This is a genomic window from Streptomyces sp. NPDC055103, assembly GCF_053607625.1.
On sequence record NZ_JBSGTX010000026.1, the window covers coordinates 31,489 to 48,642 of the forward strand.

A 17,154-nucleotide genomic window follows, 5' to 3' on the forward strand; every position below is an offset into this window, starting at 1 on the left:
CGATCTTTTCGAGGGGAAACCCGTGGAAATCCTGGCATTCGGCGTGCAGGCGGACGAGAAGCCCCTGATCGAGACGGCCTTCGAGGGGCACCACGACATCCGCTGCCTGGACGTGTTCCTCACCGAGGACACCGCGCCGATCGCCGCCGGGTACGAGATCGTCTCCACCAGCGTCAACGCCATCCTCGACCACAAGGTCCTGCAGACCCTCGCCGCCGGCGGCACCCAGATGATCGCCCAGCGCTCCACGGGCTTCAACAACATCGACCTGGAGGTCGCCGAGCGCCTCGGCCTCACCGTCGCCCGGGTCTCGTACTACTCCCCCTACTCCGTCGCCGAGTTCGCCTGGACGCTCGCGATGGCCGTCAACCGCCGGATCGTCCGCGCCTCCAACCGGACCCGCGACTTCGACTTCCGCCTCGACGGACTGATGGGCCGTGACCTGAGGGGCCGTACCGTCGGCGTCCTCGGCACCGGCAAGATCGGCGAGGCCTTCACCCGGATCGCCGAGGGCTTCGGCATGAACCTGCTCGGCTGGGACGTCGCCGAGAACCCGGTCTGCCTCGCGCTGGGCATGGAGTACGTGGACAAGGAGCGGCTCTTCGCCGAGGCCGACCTCATCAGCCTGCACGTGCCGCTGCTCCCGTCCACCCATCACCTCATCGACGCCGACGCCCTCAGGACGATGAAGGACGACGCGATCCTGGTGAACTCCAGCCGCGGCGGTCTCATCGACACCGAGGCCCTGGTCGCCGAGCTCAGGACCGGCCGCTTCACCGGTGTCGGCCTGGACGTGTACGAGGCGGAAGCCGGGCTCTTCTTCCTCGACAAGTCCCTGGAGATCGTCGAGGACGACACCCTGGCCCGCCTCGTCACCTTCCCGAACGTGGTGGTCACCTCCCACCAGGCGTACTACACGGTCGACGCCGTCAGCCAGATCATCGACACCACGGTCCGGAACGTCCTCGACTACACCGCCGGGCGGCGCAGCGAGAACGTCCTGGTACCCAGGGTCCAGACCCCCTAGACGAGCACTCCGGCGAGCAGCGAGGCCGTCAGCGCGGCCCCCTCCATCGTCAGCACCGACTCGGGGTGGAACTGCACCCCGGCGAAGCCCGGTCCGCGCAGCGCGTGGACCTCGTCCGTCTCCACGTCCCGGCTGACCTCGATCCGGTGCAGGGCGAGCTCGGCCGCCGCCCGGTCGTCGCAGCGGGCCGTGAAGCTGTTGTAGAAGCCGACCGTCCGCTCCTGCCCGAAGAGGTCGATCCGCACCTGGGCCCCCTGGAACGGGGTCCGCTTGCGGACGATCTCCAGGCCCAGTTCGGCGGCGATCAGCTCGTGCCCCAGGCACACCCCGAGCAGACCGTGCCGGTGGTCCCGCACCAGCTCCGCCGTCAGACCGCGCAGGAAGCGCATCTTCGGGTCGGCGGCGTCCGCCGGATCGCCCGGGCCGGGGCCGAGCACGACCGGCCCCTCGTGGGCGAGCGCCAGCTCCCGCAGCCCCGGCTCGTCGTAGCGGAGCACCGACACGTCCAGGCCCGAGGAGCGCAGGACGTGCGCGAGCATCGCCGTGAAGGTGTCCTCGGCGTCGATCACCAGCGCGTGGCCGGACAGCTCCGCCGACCTCACCTGCATCCTCAGCCAGAACGGCGCGAGATCGGCCCGCCGGGCGTCCAGGGCGGCCCGCACGCGCGGATCGTCGGCCAGACGCGCCGGGGCCGCGACTGCCGGGTCCGCGGCCGGACGGCCCTCCCGCACGCCGAGCGCGGTGAGCACCCCGGCCGCCTTGGCGTGGGTCTCGGCGACCTCGCCGACGGGGTCGGAGTGCCGGACGAGCGTCGCGCCGACCGGGACCCGCAGCCTTCCGTCACCGGCGATGTCCGCCGTACGGATCAGAATGGGCGAGTCCAGGGTCTGCGCGCCGCTCTCGTCCGTGCCGAGCAGGGCGAGCGCCCCCGCGTAGTACCCGCGCCCGCCCGCCTCGTGACGTTCGATCACCCGGCAGGCGTTCTGCACCGGCGAGCCGGTCACGGTCGCGGCGAACATCGTCTCCCGCAGCACCTCCCGCACGTCGAGGCTGGAGCGCCCCCGCAACTCGTACTCGGTGTGCGCGAGATGGGCCATCTCCTTCAGACGGGGGCCGATCACGACCCCTCCCATGTCGCCCACCGTGCACATCATCTTGAGCTCCTCGTCCACCACCATGGAGAGCTCCTCGGTCTCCTTGCGGTCGGCGAGGAAGGCCAGCAGGTCCTCCGGGGTCGGGGCGGCGCCGGCCGGGTAGCGGTACGTGCCGCTGATCGGGTTCATCACGACCGTGCCGCCCGTCATCCGCACGTGCACCTCGGGGCTCGCCCCGACGAGCGTCCGGTCACCGGTGTGGACGACGAACGTCCAGTACGCGCCCCGCTCGCCCGCGAGGAGCCGCCGGAACAGGGCGAGCGCGTCGGCCCGGCCGAAGCCCGGGATCTCGCCGGTGTAGGTGCGCCGGATGACGAAGTTCGCGCCCTCGCCGGAACCGATCTCCTCGTCGATGACCCGCCGCACGGTCCCGGCGTACTCCTCGTCCGAGACGTCGAACCGGCCGCCCTCGACGGTCACGTCGTGCGTGGGCAGCTGGGCGAGCGCCTCCGTGAGCGGCAGCTCGTACGACTCGTCCGCGACGAGCACCGAGAGCGGGGTGCCGTCGTCCCGCACGTCGAAGCCGCGCTCCCGGATCTGCCGGAAGGGCACGAGCGCGAGCGTCGGCAGGGGGCCGACGGGCAGCTCGGCGAGGCGCTCGGCCTCGTGGACCCGGCCGACCAGCACCTCCACGGTGTCGTGGTCACGGCCGGGGGTGCGCCTGCGCAGCAGGGCGAAGGGCGGGCAGGAGTCGTCGAAGAGGCGAGAGAGGTCCATGGGGCGGGTCGGTTCCTTCCGGGAGGAGTGCGGAGAGGAGGGGAACGGCCCGGGTACGAGAAAAGGCCGCCCCTCGGGCGGCCTTCGCGTGTCAGTCGGTGTACGCGCGATCAGTGGGCCGCCGGATGAGCGGTCCACCACCAGTTCTGGATCTGCGGCGCGAACATGCGAGCACTGTAGCCCAGCGGGAACCCGGCGGGCCACGGAAACGGGGCCCGGTCCACACCGTGGACGGTGCGGGCCGGGCCCCGAGGAGCGATCGGACGAATCCGATCAGAAGATCATGCTGTACATCTGCCAGCCGCCGCCCACCTGCGTACGCGGGGTGAACAGCGCGCTCGTGTGGGAGCCCGGCAGCGTCCACAGCATTCCCGTGGTGTCGCGGCCGACGAAGTCGACCTTCCCGTCACGGTTCAGGTCGCTGGGGCCGACCATGCTGTTGTAGGTCTGGTAGCCGTTGCCGACCTTGAGGCGGCTCTGGAAGAGCGTGCTCGTGGCGTTGCCCCGGAAGAGCCACATGGCGCCGGAGGGCTCGCGCGCCATCACGTCGGGCTTGCCGTCACCGGTCAGGTCGCCGACGCTGACGATCTCGTTGTAGATGTACCAGCCGACGCCGGCCTTCACCCGCCCGTAGAAGGGGGTGGAGGGGTTGCCGGTGCCCTTGAAGAGCCAGAGGGCGCCCGACTTCTCGCGCGCCAGCATGTCGGGCTTGCCGTCACCGGTGATGTCGCGGACGCCCACCATGCGGTCGTAGATCTGGTAGCCCGGGCCGATCTGGATCCTGGTCTTGAACGGCGAGGACGGGTTCCCGCTGCCCGGGATGTACCACGCGACGCCCGTGGTGTCCCGCGCCACGAGGTCCCCGGTCCCGTCCGCCCGCATCGCGGTCATCGGGGACACGATGTTGTACGTGTTCCACCCGGCGCTGATCCGGTACCGGGTCAGGAACGCCCCGGGGAGGCTGCCGGTGCCCTGGTACTGCCACAGGACACCGGCGGTGTCACGGGCGAGCAGGTTGTAGCGGTTGTCGGTGCGGACGGGAGCCGTGGCGGCGACCACCTGCACGTCCGCGGACTTCACCCACGCGAGTCGGTGGTTGTAGTGGATGGGGATGAACTTGGTCGTCCCCTCGACACGGGTTCCGTCCGTGTTGTACGCGCTGGAGTAGTAGTCACCGGCGACCTCGGCGCCCGCGGCGACGTACGCCTGGCCCGCGGGGATCGTGTACCGGGTCAGCGGGTCTTCGTTCTTGATGCCCTTCTCGGGGACGTCCTGGACGGGGACGCCCGTGCCGGTGTAGGCCTCGCGGTTGGGGTAGGCGCGACCGTAGACCTTGATCGGGGTCGTACCGACCGGCTTCACCACCGTCTTCGCGGTGCTCACCAGGGAGGTGAACTGTCCGCCGGGGTTGTAGAACCAGGCCTTCAGCGAGCCGTACCAGATCGCGGTCCAGTTGCCGGAGGTCCCCGCGACGACGTACTGACCGCCCGCGACGACCTTGTTGCCCCAGTTGTCGCCGCTGTTCCACACGGCGTTGGGGATGTAGGCGTCCTTGATCGTGGCGGACGAGGTGGACGGCTCCGTGTAGAGGTACCCGAAGTTCGTCGGCTGGGCGGGAGCGGTCTTCCGCGTCACGACACCGTTGACCAGCTCCGTGTACGTCAGGGAAGGCTGGTTCGCCGAGGTGAACGGCGGGACCACGCGGACCGTCTGGCCGGTCGTCAGCAGGCCGCCCGCGCCCCCGGCGCCGGTCGGGGCGCCGACCTTGGACATGAAGCGGTTCCAGTCCCAGAACGGGCCCGGATCCCAGTGGACGCCGGCCGCGTACTGGTCGACCACACCGGGCACCTCGTCGTGGCCGATGATGTGCTCGCGGGTCAGCGGGACCTTGTACTTGGTGGCCAGGTACTTCACCATCGCCGCGGTGGAGTCGTACTGCGACTCCTTGTACCAGCCGCCGCCGCCCTTGATGGCGTAGCCCTCGTGCTCGATGCCGATCGAGTGCATGTTGACGGTCTTGTTGCCGGCGTGGAACGCCTCGTTCTTGGTCTCGACCATCTGCGTGACACGGCCGTCGGCGCGCACGATGTAGTGGGCGCTGGCCCACTTGTCGGGGTTCTTGAAGACGCTCACGGCGCCGTCGTGGGTGCCCTCGACGTCATGGATGACGATCTGGCGGATGTCGAAGCCGCCGGTGCCGTACGGGACGCGGGTCGCGATGTTGAAGTTGCCCTTGTCCTGCACGTAGGCGGCGGAGTCGTAGGTGCAGACCAGACCGGCCGGGCACTCGACCGCAGCCGTCGTGGCCGTGGACGTCGCGGCCAGCGGGACGTTCGCCGGCTTGACCGGATCGACCGTCGGGTCGGCGGGCAGGACGACCCGCTCGCCGTCCGCCGTGATCTCGGCCTCGCCCGTCTTGATCGACTCGAAGACGCGCTTCGCGAACTGGTCGGCGCCCTTGCGGTCCTCGGACTGGCTGTAGCGGGCCACGGCCGGGTACCAGTCGCCCGGCTCCTCCGACAGCTCGGCGCCGGCCTGCTTCTGGTACTCGGCGAGCAGCGCCGCACCGGCCCGGATGGAGGCGTTGGTGTCCTTCTGGACGGCGTCGGTCGAGCTGTCGATCAGCTCGGCCGCCTTGTCCAGCGTGTGGAGCTTCGGGTCGTCGGTGTCGACCGTCTCCTCCGGCAGCGGAGCCAGCAGCTTCTTCTGGTCGATCTTCTTCTCGACCACCGGGTCGCCGGTGCCGTTGGCGGCGTGCTCGATGTGCTCGTCGTGGCCCTCGACGTCCTCGGCATCGAGCTTCGCCAGGCCCATGACGTTGTAGTCGCCGGTGACGCTCGGCAGACCGTCGTGCGACTCCCACCGCGTCTGGCGGTACGACACGGCCATCAGCACGCTCTGCGGCACATCGAACTCCGCCGCCGCGTTTGCGAACTGCGACTGGAGGGAAGAATTCCCAGCAGCCGGCTTGGCCTCGCCCGCGCCGAGGAGGCCCGGCGAGGCGACCGCGATGGTGCCGATCGTGGCGGTGGCGACGACCGCGGCCGCCGCTCCGTACATGAGTCGTTTCTTCTTGCGGTCCCTGCGGTGCCCCTGGGTCACGCCCACCCCTGTGTGGTTCGACTGTCAACATGTGAAACGGGCCAGAGGGTAACACCACCCGAAGGCATGAAGATCGCCGGCGGACATTTCGGGCGCGCGTCTCAGCCACTGGGCAGGGGGACGAGACAGGACGAAGAACCCCGTACTGTGGTCCGTGTGACCGTGAACGCTGATACCCACGCCGTCGCCAAGGCGACCTGGCGAGACCTGCCCGCGGCGCAGCAGCCCGAGTACCCCGATGCCGAGGCTCTGCGCGATGTGATCGCGGACCTCGAGTCGTATCCTCCGCTCGTCTTCGCCGGCGAGTGTGACCAGCTGCGCGCCCGGATGGGAGCCGTCGCCCGTGGCGAGGCGTTCCTGCTCCAGGGCGGCGACTGCGCCGAGGCCTTCGACGCCGTGTCCGCCGACCACATCCGGGCCAAGCTCAAGACGCTGCTCCAGATGAGCGCCGTCCTCACCTACGCGGCCTCCGTGCCCGTGGTGAAGGTCGGCCGTATCGCCGGCCAGTACTCGAAGCCCCGCTCCAAGGGCACCGAGACCCGCGACGGCGTGACCCTGCCGACGTACCGGGGCGACTCGGTCAACGGCTTCGGCTTCGACGAGAAGTCCCGCATCCCGGACCCCGAGCGCCTGAAGCGGATGTACAACGCCTCCGCCTCCACGCTCAACCTGGTGCGCGCCTTCACCACCGGCGGCTACGCCGACCTGCGCCAGGTGCACGCCTGGAACCAGGACTTCGTGAAGTCGTCCCCCTCTGGCCAGCGCTACGAGCAGCTGGCGCGGGAGATCGACAACGCGCTGAACTTCATGAAGGCCTGCGGCACCGACCCGGCCGAGTTCAAGGCCGTCGAGTTCTACGCCTCCCACGAGGCGCTGCTCCTCGACTACGAGGGTGCCCTCACCCGTACGGACTCGCGCACCGGCAAGCTGTACGACACCTCCGGCCACATGGTCTGGATCGGTGAGCGCACCCGCCAGCTCGACCACGCCCACATCGAGTTCGCCTCGCGGATCGCGAACCCCATCGGCATCAAGCTGGGCCCGACCACCTCGGTGGACGAGGCGCTGACGTACGTCGACCGGCTCGACCCGGAGCGCGAGGCGGGCCGGCTGACCTTCATCGTCCGCATGGGCGCCGACAAGGTCCGCGACAAGCTCCCCGAGCTCGTCGAGAAGGTCACCGCCTCGGGTGCGGTCGTCGCCTGGGTCACCGACCCGATGCACGGCAACACCTTCGAGGCCGCCTCAGGCCACAAGACGCGCCGTTTCGACGACGTGCTCGACGAGGTCAAGGGCTTCTTCGAGGTCCACAAGGAGCTCGGCACCCACCCGGGCGGCATCCACGTCGAGCTCACCGGTGACGACGTCACCGAGTGCGTGGGCGGCGGCGACGAGATCTTCGTCGACGACCTGCACCAGCGCTACGAGACGGCCTGCGACCCGCGCCTCAACCGGAGCCAGTCGCTCGACCTGGCCTTCCTCGTCGCGGAGATGTACCGCGACCAGTGAGGTGATCAGTCGGTAGGTACCTACGACGACGGGGCGCGGATCCATGTGATCCGCGCCCCATCGTCGTCTCGAGGGCTTTTGAGGCTCCGGGCCGCCGGGTAAGGTTAGGTTAGCCTTATCGATCTCGGCGGGAGGTGAACCGCGTGTACGTCTGCTCATGCTTCGGTGTCACGGAGAAGCACATCAAGGAGCACGCGGACGCGGGCGCCTGCACGCCGCGCCAGATCGCCTCGGCCTGCAAGGCCGGAACGGACTGCGGTTCCTGTGTCCGTCGCATCCAGGCCATCCTCGGGCGCGGCAACTGCCCCCGGCGTGAACTCCTCGACCAGGGCATGCCGGCCCTGGCGTCCGAGGCGGTCGACTCCGAGGGGCTCTCCGAGGCCGCCTGAGGGGCCGCCCGAGCGCCCGGGATCAGCTGGGCTGCTCGATCAGGGTCGAGATGTAGAGCGCCTCGCCCAGGGACTCGATCAACTCCAGCTGGGTGTCCAGGTAGTCGATGTGGTGCTCCTCGTCGGCGAGGATCTCCTCGAAGAGGTTGGCGGACGTGATGTCCCCCTTGGCGCGCATGACCTCGATCCCGCGCTTGAGGCGGTCGATCGCCTCCACCTCGACCTGGCGGTCCGCCTGGAACATCTCGGTGATGGTCTGGCCGACCCGTACATGGAAGAGCCGCTGGTAGTTCGGCAGACCGTCGAGCATCAGGATGCGCTCGGTGATCTTGTCCGCGTGCTTCATCTCATCGATGGACTCTTCGCGGGTGTACTTGGCGAGCTTCGTCCACCCCTTGTTGTCCTGGATGCGGTAGTGCAGCCAGTACTGGTTGATGGCCGTCAGCTCGCCGGTCAGCTGCTCGTTGAGGAACTCGAGGACCTCGGGGTCGCCCTGCATTGCAGAGGCTCCTTCCACTGACACGTTGCGTGTCTGTGTCGTCACTGGGCGGGATGGCCGCATCCTCGCACCCCGAATGGGGGGCGTCCAGTAAGTGCAGGCTTAGTGGGAGTTGCCCGAATCTCGGACGGGTGGGAGGTTGGCTGGTCATGACCACCCCTCGCCGTCTGTCACCATGGATGGCATGGGTCAGCCGGAGAGCGGAGAACGCCGGAAAGGGGAAGCGGGGGAGCCGGATCGTTCACCGGACCTTCCGCCGGGTCAGCGGCTGCAGCGCGGCTGGCCGGTCACCCACTACGGCCCCGTCCCCAAGTTCAAGCCGGAGCGCTGGGAGTTCCGCGTCTTCGGCGCGACGGCGGACGGCGACAAGCGGTGCTGGAACCACGAGGAGTTCTCGGCCCTGCCGTTCTCCACAGTCGTGGCCGATCTGCACTGCGTGACGAAATTCAGCATGCTCGGGGCCGAATGGGGTGGGGTTCCCGCCCGGACCATCCTCGAACTGGCTCCGCCCGCGCCGCAGGTCACGCATGTGATGGTCTGGGCCGAGTACGGCTACAGCGCCAACATGCGGCTCTCCGACTTCGCCGCGGACCGCACGATCTTCGCCACCCACAAGGGCGGCGAGCTGCTCACCGCCGAGCACGGCTTCCCGCTGCGGCTCGTCGTCCCGCATCTGTACGCCTGGAAGGGGCCCAAGTGGGTCCGGGGCGTGGAGTACATGGCCGCCGACCGCCGGGGCTTCTGGGAGGAGCGCGGCTACCACAACCTCGGTGACCCGTGGACGGAGCAGCGGTACTCGTACCAGGAGGAACCGGGCGACGGCCCGGAGCTGTAGCGCTCCGGACCGCCGAGGGGCCGTCCTGTCCTGTTGGTTCAGTGGTGGTACTGGTGGACCACCGCGTGGCCCTTGCCGCGGCCGATCATCCACTTGTTCACCGGCGTGGTGATCACGAAGGCGGCGGCGAGCGCGATGGCGAGCACGATCCAGAAGAACGGCTCGTCGAGGTGTGCGTCCATGGCGCCGGGCCAGAGGGCGATGATGCCGTTGTCGATGATCTCCATGACCGCGATGGAGAGGGTGTCGGCGGCGAGGGCGACCTTGAAGGCCGTCCTGAAGTCGACGCCGGCGGACAGGATGCCGCGCAGGGTGAGCGCGTAGCCGAAGAAGAACGCCAGGATGATCGCGAGGATCATCGTCTGCATGTTGCCCCAGCCGAGCGCCGTGCCGATGACCATGCCGAGCACCTCGCCGATGGCGCAGCCGGTGAGGCAGTGCAGCGTGGCCTTGGCGGCCATGGACCAGGAGACCTTGCCGTCGGAGCGGTGGTGTCCGTGGTGCTCGCTGTGGTTCACGTGCTGGGTGTGGTTGGCGTGCTCGGCGTGGTTCTCGTGACCCTCGTGGGCGGTGTGCTCGTGATGGGTGTGCGCTTCGTGTTCCATGGGTGCCCCCAAGGCCGGGTAGCGGTTCCTGCCGTTACGAGAACCGTATACCCCCCTGGGGTATTCCTCAACGGGAAATGCGGGCCCCGGATCAGCCGCGCAGCTTCTTGAGGAGCTCCACGTCGGCCACGTGTCCCTCCGTGCCGCCCGGGGTCTCGATGATCAGCGGCACGCCGTCCGTCGCCGGGTGGCGCAGCAGCGCGCGGAAGGCGTCCTCGCCGATGTGACCGGCGCCGATGTTGGCGTGCCGGTCCTTGTGGGCGCCCACGACGTCCTTCGAGTCGTTGGCGTGGACGAGCTTCAGCCGGCCCTCGCCGACGGTCGCGACCAGCTCGTCGAGCGTCCGTACCGCGCCGCCCGGCTCCGCGAGGTCGTGGCCCGCCGCGAAGATGTGGCAGGTGTCGAGGCAGATGCCGAGCTTCGGGTGGTGGTCGAGGGCGTCGAAGTACGGACCGAAGTCCTCCGCGCGCGAGCAGAGCGAGAAGCCCTGCCCGGCCGTCGACTCCAGGAGCAGATACGGGTCGTCCTCGTGCGTGAGCTCGTCGAGGAGCGGCCTCATCCGCTCCCGCACCTGCGCGAGGGCCACCTCGCGCGGCCGGCCCGCGGTCGCCGAGCCGGTGTGCACGACCACGCCCTTCGCGCCGATCTCGCGGCCCCGGCGCAGCGAGTGCCGCAGCGACTCGACCGACTTCTCCACGGTGGCCTCGGTGTGGGAGCCGAAGTTGATCAGGTACGGGGCGTGGACCCAGGCCGAGATCGACTCGGCCTCGCACTCCGCCCGGAAGCGCTCGTCCTGGGCCGGATTGCCGACCGGGGTGGCCCAGCCGCGCGGATTGGCGACGAAGACCTGGACGGTCTCGGCGCCGAGTACGCGGGCGTAGGCGAGGCCGGTCGTCGCGAGGCCACCGGCCACGGGGACATGACCGCCGACGGGGTTGCGCATGAGGTTCTAGAGTCCCTTGATCGTGATGGTGACGACGGAGCCCTCGGGGGCGGTGGAGCCGCCGTCCACGGACTGGCTCGCGACGGTGTCGCCGAGGAAGGGGAAGGACTTCTTGACCTCCACCTCGAATCCCGCGTCCTCGAGCGCCGTACGGGCGTCGTCGGTGGTCTCGCCCGTGACGTCCGGGACCTCGACCAGCTTTGGTCCCTTGGAGACGGTGAGGGTGATCGTGTCGCCCTCGGCGGCCCGGCTGCCCTCGGCGAGGGACTGCGCGGCGACCGTGCCGGCGGCCTCGGGGGAGTGGACCCGCTCCGGCGCGACCCGCACGGTGAGGCCGGCCTCCTTGAGTGCGGCCGTGGCGTCGGCGACGGTCTCGCCGGTCATGTCGGGCACGTCGATCGGGGAGCCCTTGCTGACCACCAGCGCGACGGCCGAGTCGGGGCGTCGCTCGGTGCCGGGCTCGGGGTCGGAGCCGATCACGGCGCCCTGCGCGACGGAGTCGCTGAACTCCTCGGTGATCACCCCGGGGGCCAGCCCCTCGGCCTGCAGCATCCGCTTGGCCTCGGCGAGCGGCTTGTTCCTGAGGTTGGGCACCTTCACGATCTCGGGACCGCGGGAGAGCGTGAGGACGACCGTGACGTTGCCCCGGACGCGCTCGCCGGGCGCCGGGTCGACGGCCATGACCGCGCCGCGCTCGTACACCTCGCTGAAGGCACGTTTCGTCGTGCCGACGTCCAGGCCGGCGTCCTTGATCCGCTGGGTCGCGACGGCCTCGGTCTGGCCGAGGACGGCCGGGACGCGGGTGAACTGGCCGGAATTGATGTACCAGACACCGGCGCCGATGCCGAGCGCGAGCAGGACGCCGAGGACGACGAGAAGAGGACCGCGGGGGGCGCGGGGCGTGCGGGAAGCACGCCCGCGGCCGGCGGGGGGCGGTTCCGGGGCCGGCAGCCGGTTCGTGTGCTGGACCTGATGGGCCTGCTGCCCGTCCGCCTCGGCCGGCACGACACGGGCGATCACGCTGGTCCGGTCCTCGGCGGTGCCCCGGACCTCGGAGCGCGCCTGCGGCGGTACGGCGTCCAGCTGCTCGTCGGAGAGGGGCGCGCGGGCCTCCCGGAGCAGGGCGAGCAGCGCGACGGCGTCGTACGGGCGGACCTCGGGATTGCGGGCGGTGGCGGCCGCGACCAGCTCGTCCAGCTCTACGGCGAGCCCCGGGACGGTGGCGGAGGGGGCGGGCACGTCGGTGTGGAGGTGCTGGTACAGGACCTGGGCGGGGGTGTCGCCCGCGTGGGGCTTGCCGCCGGTCAGCACCTCGTACAGCACGACACCGCAGGCGTACACGTCGGCGCGGGTGTCGGCCGTGCCGTGCTCGATCTGCTCCGGCGCGAGGTACGAGACCGTGCCGAGGACCGAGCCGGTGGTGGCGGTCGCCGAGCCCACGGCCCGGACGAGACCGAAATCGGCCACCTTGACCCGGCCGTCGTCCCCTATCAGGACGTTCTCCGGCTTCATGTCCCGGTGCACGAACCCGGCCCGGTGCGCGGCGCCCAGCGCGGCGAGGACCGGCTCCAGGATGTCGAGCGCGGCGCGGGGCGCGAGGGCGCCGCGCTCGCGCAGGACGTCACGGAGGGTGCAGCCGGCGACGTACTCCATCGCCAGATAGACGTACGCGCCCTCGGCGCCCTGGTCGAAGACGCCGACGACGTTCGGGTGGGCGAGCCGGGCGACGGACTTCGCCTCGCGGATGAACCGCTCGACGAAAGCGGCGTCCGTCGCGAGGGCCGGGTGCATCACCTTGAGGGCGAGGACGCGGTCGAGGCGGGTGTCGACGGCCCGGTAGACCGTGGCCATCCCGCCGACGGCGATGCGCGCGTCGACGCGGTAGCGGCCGTCGAGCAGCCGCCCGACGAGGGGGTCCTGAAGGGTCGTGTCCACGGCGTCGAGTCTACGAGCCGTGGACACGCCCCCCGCGCGGATGCCCCGGTACTGCAGCGCAGCTGTGACGAGCGCCGCAGCCCTTCGGCGGGGCACGACCCTAGAACGCCGGGCGCTCCGGGTCCAGGTGCGGGCGGCCCTCCACGGGGGACGAGGCCTCCGCGAAGTGGCGGCGGGGGATGCGGCCCGCCCGGTGCGCGAGCCGGCCGGCCTCCACCGCGTGCCGCATCGCCGACGCCATGAGCACCGGCTCCTGCGCCCGCGTCACCGCCGAGGCCAGCATCACCGCCGCGCACCCCAGCTCCATCGCGAGCGCCGCGTCCGACGCGGTGCCCGCACCGGCGTCCAGGATCACCGGCACCCCCGCCCGCTCCACGATCAGCTCGAAGTTGTGCGGGTTGCGGATGCCGAGCCCCGAGCCGATCGGGGAGCCGAGCGGCATGATCGCCGCGCACCCCACGTCCTCCAGCTTCCGTGCGAGGACCGGGTCGTCGTTCGTGTACGGCAGGACGGTGAAGCCCTCGTCGACCAGCGTCTCGGCCGCGTCGAGGAGCTCCACCCCGTCCGGCAGCAGCGTCCGCTCGTCGGCGACGACCTCCAGCTTGATCCAGTCGGTGCCGAGCGCCTCCCGGGCGAGCCGGGCCGTCAAGACCGCCTCGCCCGCCGTGAAGCAGCCCGCGGTGTTGGGCAGGACCCGGATGCCGAGGCGCTCCAGGACGGAGAGGACCGAGCCCTGGACCGTCGGGTCGAGCCGCCGCATCGCGACGGTGGTCAGCTCGGTGCCACTGGCGATCAGCGAGCGCTCCAGGACGTCGAGGCTCGGCGCGCCGCCGGTGCCCATGATCAGACGCGAGGAGAACTCCGTACCGCCGAGGGTGAACACGTCGTCGGACATCGCGCTCAGCCTCCCTGCACCGCGGTCAGGACTTCCACCCGGTCGCCCTCGCCGAGCAGCGTCGCCGCCCACTCGCTGCGCGGGACGACCGCTTCGTTGACGGCCGCGGCCACTCCGGTCGGGGCCGTGCTCAGGGTCGCGACGAGCGCGCCGAGGGAGACGGGACCGGTGAGCTCGCGGGGTTCTCCGTTCACGGACACGTTCATGCGGGCTGCTCCTGTCGTACGGGAGAAGTACGGGAAAAACGCCGGGGGGTGAAGGGGCGCGCCTCGTCGGGGAGGGTGCCCGTGGTGAGCGCCTCGGCCATGACGTCGCCGGTGACGGGGGTGAGCAGCACCCCGTTGCGGTAGTGGCCGGTCGCCAGGTGCAGGCCGGGCAGGGCGCTGGGGCCGAGCAGCGGAGCGTTGTCCGGGGACGCGGGGCGCAGTCCGGCCAGCGTCTCGGTGAGCGGCAGTTCGGTGATGCCAGGGACGAGGTCGTGGGCGTCGCGCAGCAGCTCGTACACCCCGCCCGCCGTCACCGTCGTGTCCCAGCCGAGCTCCTCGCTGGTGGCGCCGACGACGAGCTCGCCGTTCTCGCGCGGCACGAGGTAGACGTGGCTGCCGCGGACGACGGCCCGAACGGTACGGGAGAGGAAGGGGGCGTACGGCGCGGGCACGCGCAGCCGTAGGACCTGGCCCTTCACGGGGCGGACCGGCGGCAGGACCTCGTCCGGCACGCCCGCGAGCCGCCCGCTCAGGCTGCCCGCGGCCAGGACGATTTGGTCGGCCGTCAGCTCGACGCCGGCCGAGGAGCCGGCGGGACTGCTGCCTGGTCCGCCGCCCGAAGCGCCGGCCGAGGCGCCGCCCGAAGCACCGGCCGAGGCGCCGCCCGGACCACCGCCCGGACCACCGCCCGAAGCACCGGCCGAGGCGCCGCCCGGTCCGCCGCCCGAAGCGCCGCCCGAAGCACCGGCCGAGGCGCCGCCCGGTCCGCCGCCCGCGAGGACGACTCCGCGGGCCCGGTCCCGTACCACCGTCAGGCGCTCGGCGAGGGCCCGGTGGAAGACGACCCCGGCCCGTTCGCAGGCGACGAGGAGCGCGGCGGCCAGCCGGCGCGGGTCGACCTGGTGGTCGCCGTCCACGCGCAGCCCACCGCGCACCCCGGGGGCGAGCATCGGCTCCAGACGGCGGCACTCGCGCCCGCTCAGCCACTCGGAGGTGAGGCCGCAGCGGGTCTGGAGGGCGTGGAGTTCGCGCAGATGGGCCCGGTCGTCGGCGTCGAGGGCCACGGCGAGGGTGCCGCAGGCGCGGTAGCCCACGTCGTGGCCGGTGGACTCCTCCAGCTCGGCCACGAAGGCGGGATAGCGCGCGGCGGAGGCGAGGTTGAGACCCAGCAGGGTCTCCTCGCCGTAGTGGAGCTCGGTGACGGCGGCGAGCATCCCGGCCGCGACCCGCGCGGCCCCGCCGCCCGGATCCGGGTCGACCACGGCCGTGCGCAGCCCGCGCTGCGCGGCCCGCCAGGCCGTGACCAGGCCGATGATGCCGCCCCCGACCACGAGGACATCGGAAGAACGCATGGGCGTCCAGCCCCTCCCTTCGCCGGCATGACCCGGATCAGGTTCGTACGGTCGGAGGCCGGCCAGCCTCCCTCTCAGCCCGGTGCGTCCGGGCTCCCGCGAGTGCTTTACGCCCGCCAGACTAGCCGCAGCCCCGACGCGCCCCACAGGGGACGCCGCACCCCTGCCTTCCTGACGGTCCGTCAGATGCGTAAGGTGGTCGGGTGAGCGAGCAGAAGCAGGCCCAGCAGCAGGTTGTGATCGTCGGTGCCGGGATGGCGGGTGTGCAGACCGCCGTGGCCCTGCGCGAACAGGGCTTCACCGGCCCCGTCACCCTCATCGGGGCCGAGCCCCACCAGCCCTACGACCGGCCCCCGCTCTCCAAGGCGATCCTCCTCGGCAAGGCCGAGGACTCCGCCTTCGACGTCGACTTCGAGGCCCTGGACGTCGAGCTGCGCCTCGGCCTCGACGTCACCGGACTGCGCGCCGCCGACCACGAGGTCGACACCGAGGCCGGGCCCGTCCCGTACGACGTCCTCGTCGTCGCCACCGGCGCTCACCCGGTCACCCTGCCCGGCACCGAGGGCGTCCCCGGGGTCCACCTGCTCCGCACCCTCGACGACGCCGTGCGCCTCGGCCCCGTCCTGGAGCGCCGCCACTCCGTCGTGGTCGTCGGCGCGGGCTGGATCGGCGCCGAGTTCGCCACCGCCGCGCGCGAGGCGGGCTGCGCCGTCACCGTCGTCGAGGCGGCCGAGCGCCCCCTCGCCGGGGCCCTGCCCGCCGAGGTCGCCGCCCCCATGGCCGACTGGTACGGGGCGCACGGCGCCGAACTCCTCACCCACGCGCGCGTGCGCACCGTCGAACCCGACACCCCCGGCCGGGTCGTCCTCGCCGACGGTCGCGAGCTGCCCGCCGACGCCGTCGTCGTCGGCATCGGCGCCCGCCCCGCCACCGACTGGCTCGCCGGCTCCGGCATCGCCCTCGACCCGAGCGGCGCCGTCACGGCCGACGACCGGCTGCGCACCTCCCTGCCCGACGTGTACGCCGTCGGCGACTGCGCCTCCTACCCCTCCGCCCGCTACGGCGAGCGCCTCCTCGTCCACCACTGGGACAACGCCCTCCAGGGCCCGCGCACGGTCGCCGCGACGATCACCGGAGCCGAGACCGGCCCGTACGACCCGGTGCCGTACTTCTGGTCCGAGCAGTTCGGCCGCTTCGTGCAGTACGCCGGACACCACGCGGACGCCGACGAGCTCCTGTGGCGCGGCGACCCGGCGGACGACACCTGGTCCGTGCTCTGGCTGCGCGCCGGGGTCCCGGTGGCCCTCCTCGCCGTCGGCCGCCCCCGCGACCTGGCCCAGGGCCGCAAGCTCATCGAGGCCGCCACCCCGGTCGACCCGGAGCGCGCCGCGGACCCGTCCGTACCCCTGAAAGCGGCGGTCCGATAGGCCGGGCGAGGGCCCGAGTACCGACTGTCGGTCCGGGATGGCAGGCTTGTCCTGTGACCGAGATTGACGTAAAGATCGATGCGCTCGTCCCCGCCTGGCTCTACGTGCCCGACATCGCGGAGATGCTCGATGTCGAGGTGACGCGCGTGCGGCAGCTGATCAAGGAAGGTCAGCTCATCGCCGTGCGCCGTGGAGCGAACAACGCCCTGCAGATTCCCGCCGCCTTCATCCAGGGCGACGCCATCGTCAAGGGCCTCGTCGGGCTCCTGACCGTCCTGCGGGACGACGGCTTCACCGACGAGGAGATGCTGGAGTGGCTGTTCACTCCGGACGAGAGCCTGCCGGGCACGCCCGCCCAGGCGCTCAACGAGAACCGCGGCACGGAGGTGAAGCGCCGCGCCCAGGCGCTCGCCCTCTGACGCCCGCACCACCGAAGACACCAGCAGCGGGTGTCGGGGGGGGGGCGCCCCCCCCCCCCCCCGCCCCCCCCCCCCCCCCCCCCCCCGCCGGCCCCCCCCCCCCCCCCCCCCCCCGCCCCCCCCGCCCCCCCCCCCCCCGA

At 71.5% G+C, this 17,154-nt stretch carries 16 protein-coding genes and 1 riboswitch; of the genes, 6 read left to right on the forward strand and 10 right to left on the reverse strand.

What is annotated here, in order from left to right; genetic code table 11:
- Positions 1–22 precede the first annotated feature (22 nt).
- Positions 23–1,027 (forward strand): 2-hydroxyacid dehydrogenase, encoded by a 1,005-nt coding sequence (locus ACWFR1_RS18265; RefSeq protein WP_453552274.1) that lies wholly within the window; start codon positions 23–25, stop codon positions 1,025–1,027.
- Here the strand turns inward: ACWFR1_RS18265 and ACWFR1_RS18270 are convergent.
- The 3 genes from ACWFR1_RS18270 to ACWFR1_RS18280 form a co-directional block, all read right to left on the reverse strand.
- Positions 1,024–2,898 (reverse strand): anthranilate synthase family protein, encoded by a 1,875-nt coding sequence (locus tag ACWFR1_RS18270; protein WP_453552276.1) that lies wholly within the window; start codon positions 2,896–2,898, stop codon positions 1,024–1,026. The genes ACWFR1_RS18265 and ACWFR1_RS18270 overlap by 4 nt on opposite strands.
- 110 nt (positions 2,899–3,008) lie before the next feature.
- Positions 3,009–3,065 (reverse strand): trp operon leader peptide, encoded by a 57-nt coding sequence (locus tag ACWFR1_RS18275; RefSeq protein WP_071892416.1) that lies wholly within the window; start codon positions 3,063–3,065, stop codon positions 3,009–3,011.
- A 106-nt stretch (positions 3,066–3,171) separates the two neighbouring features.
- A complete protein-coding gene (locus tag ACWFR1_RS18280) occupies positions 3,172–6,000 on the reverse strand; it encodes an N-acetylmuramoyl-L-alanine amidase (protein WP_453552277.1) in 2,829 nt (942 codons plus the stop codon).
- A gap of 162 nt (positions 6,001–6,162) precedes the next feature.
- On the opposite strand from ACWFR1_RS18280, the gene ACWFR1_RS18285 reads away from it, so the two are divergent.
- Both ACWFR1_RS18285 and ACWFR1_RS18290 read left to right on the forward strand, forming a co-directional pair.
- Entirely contained in the window at positions 6,163–7,509 is a 1,347-nt protein-coding gene (locus ACWFR1_RS18285) for a class II 3-deoxy-7-phosphoheptulonate synthase (RefSeq protein ID WP_453552383.1), read from the forward strand.
- 134 nt (positions 7,510–7,643) lie between these two features.
- Positions 7,644–7,898, forward strand: coding sequence for a (2Fe-2S)-binding protein (locus ACWFR1_RS18290; protein ID WP_453552279.1), 255 nt, complete (start codon positions 7,644–7,646; stop codon positions 7,896–7,898).
- A gap of 22 nt (positions 7,899–7,920) precedes the next feature.
- Here the strand turns inward: ACWFR1_RS18290 and bfr are convergent, their stop codons facing one another.
- Positions 7,921–8,397, reverse strand: a complete 477-nt coding sequence (bfr, locus tag ACWFR1_RS18295; RefSeq protein WP_024755581.1) for a bacterioferritin — start codon at positions 8,395–8,397, stop codon at positions 7,921–7,923.
- A 184-nt stretch (positions 8,398–8,581) separates the two neighbouring features.
- Here bfr and ACWFR1_RS18300 point away from each other — a divergent pair, with 184 nt between their 5' ends.
- Positions 8,582–9,232 carry a sulfite oxidase-like oxidoreductase gene (locus tag ACWFR1_RS18300; protein WP_453552282.1) on the forward strand — a complete coding sequence of 217 codons (651 nt, stop codon included), beginning with the start codon at positions 8,582–8,584 and terminating at the stop codon, positions 9,230–9,232.
- 38 nt (positions 9,233–9,270) lie between these two features.
- Here ACWFR1_RS18300 and ACWFR1_RS18305 read toward each other — a convergent pair whose 3' ends face one another.
- The 6 genes from ACWFR1_RS18305 to ACWFR1_RS18330 all read right to left on the reverse strand — a co-directional run bounded on the left by ACWFR1_RS18305 (position 9,271) and on the right by ACWFR1_RS18330 (position 15,168).
- Entirely contained in the window at positions 9,271–9,837 is a 567-nt protein-coding gene (locus tag ACWFR1_RS18305; RefSeq protein ID WP_453552284.1) for a DUF4396 domain-containing protein, read from the reverse strand.
- Positions 9,838–9,928: 91 nt separating this feature from the next.
- Entirely contained in the window at positions 9,929–10,780 is an 852-nt protein-coding gene (locus tag ACWFR1_RS18310) for a deoxyribonuclease IV (protein WP_453552286.1), read from the reverse strand.
- Positions 10,781–10,786: 6 nt separating this feature from the next.
- Positions 10,787–12,715 carry a Stk1 family PASTA domain-containing Ser/Thr kinase gene (pknB, locus tag ACWFR1_RS18315; RefSeq protein WP_453552288.1) on the reverse strand — a complete coding sequence of 643 codons (1,929 nt, stop codon included), beginning with the start codon at positions 12,713–12,715 and terminating at the stop codon, positions 10,787–10,789.
- A 100-nt stretch (positions 12,716–12,815) separates the two neighbouring features.
- Positions 12,816–13,610 (reverse strand): thiazole synthase, encoded by a 795-nt coding sequence (locus ACWFR1_RS18320; RefSeq protein ID WP_453552290.1) that lies wholly within the window; start codon positions 13,608–13,610, stop codon positions 12,816–12,818.
- A 5-nt stretch (positions 13,611–13,615) separates the two neighbouring features.
- On the reverse strand, positions 13,616–13,816 hold the full coding sequence (gene thiS, locus ACWFR1_RS18325) for a sulfur carrier protein ThiS (RefSeq protein ID WP_125750571.1): 201 nt from the start codon (positions 13,814–13,816) through the stop codon (positions 13,616–13,618).
- A complete protein-coding gene (locus tag ACWFR1_RS18330; protein ID WP_453552292.1) occupies positions 13,813–15,168 on the reverse strand; it encodes an FAD-dependent oxidoreductase in 1,356 nt (451 codons plus the stop codon). The genes thiS and ACWFR1_RS18330 overlap by 4 nt, the downstream gene beginning before the upstream one ends.
- A riboswitch (TPP riboswitch) is annotated at positions 15,166–15,278 on the reverse strand. (Overlaps the previous gene by 3 nt.)
- A gap of 93 nt (positions 15,279–15,371) precedes the next feature.
- Here ACWFR1_RS18330 and ACWFR1_RS18335 point away from each other — a divergent pair.
- Both ACWFR1_RS18335 and ACWFR1_RS18340 read left to right on the forward strand, forming a co-directional pair.
- Complete coding sequence (locus ACWFR1_RS18335) at positions 15,372–16,595, forward strand: NAD(P)/FAD-dependent oxidoreductase (protein ID WP_453552294.1); 1,224 nt, start codon at positions 15,372–15,374, stop codon at positions 16,593–16,595.
- 53 nt (positions 16,596–16,648) lie between these two features.
- On the forward strand, positions 16,649–17,014 hold the full coding sequence (locus ACWFR1_RS18340) for an Rv2175c family DNA-binding protein (RefSeq protein WP_453552296.1): 366 nt from the start codon (positions 16,649–16,651) through the stop codon (positions 17,012–17,014).
- Positions 17,015–17,154: the final 140 nt, after the last annotated feature.

What these genes read in the sequence shown, in the direction of transcription:
- ACWFR1_RS18300 (WP_453552282.1), top strand. Translation starts at nt 8,582, where the DNA reads ATGGGTCAGCCGGAGAGCGGAGAACGCCGGAAAGGGGAAGCGGGGGAG.
- ACWFR1_RS18310 (WP_453552286.1), bottom strand. Translation starts at nt 10,780, where the DNA reads ATGCGCAACCCCGTCGGCGGTCATGTCCCCGTGGCCGGTGGCCTCGCG.
- ACWFR1_RS18270 (WP_453552276.1), bottom strand. Translation starts at nt 2,898, where the DNA reads ATGGACCTCTCTCGCCTCTTCGACGACTCCTGCCCGCCCTTCGCCCTG.
- thiS (WP_125750571.1), bottom strand. Translation starts at nt 13,816, where the DNA reads ATGAACGTGTCCGTGAACGGAGAACCCCGCGAGCTCACCGGTCCCGTC.
- ACWFR1_RS18320 (WP_453552290.1), bottom strand. Translation starts at nt 13,610, where the DNA reads ATGTCCGACGACGTGTTCACCCTCGGCGGTACGGAGTTCTCCTCGCGT.
- ACWFR1_RS18330 (WP_453552292.1), bottom strand. Translation starts at nt 15,168, where the DNA reads ATGCGTTCTTCCGATGTCCTCGTGGTCGGGGGCGGCATCATCGGCCTG.
- ACWFR1_RS18305 (WP_453552284.1), bottom strand. Translation starts at nt 9,837, where the DNA reads ATGGAACACGAAGCGCACACCCATCACGAGCACACCGCCCACGAGGGT.
- bfr (WP_024755581.1), bottom strand. Translation starts at nt 8,397, where the DNA reads ATGCAGGGCGACCCCGAGGTCCTCGAGTTCCTCAACGAGCAGCTGACC.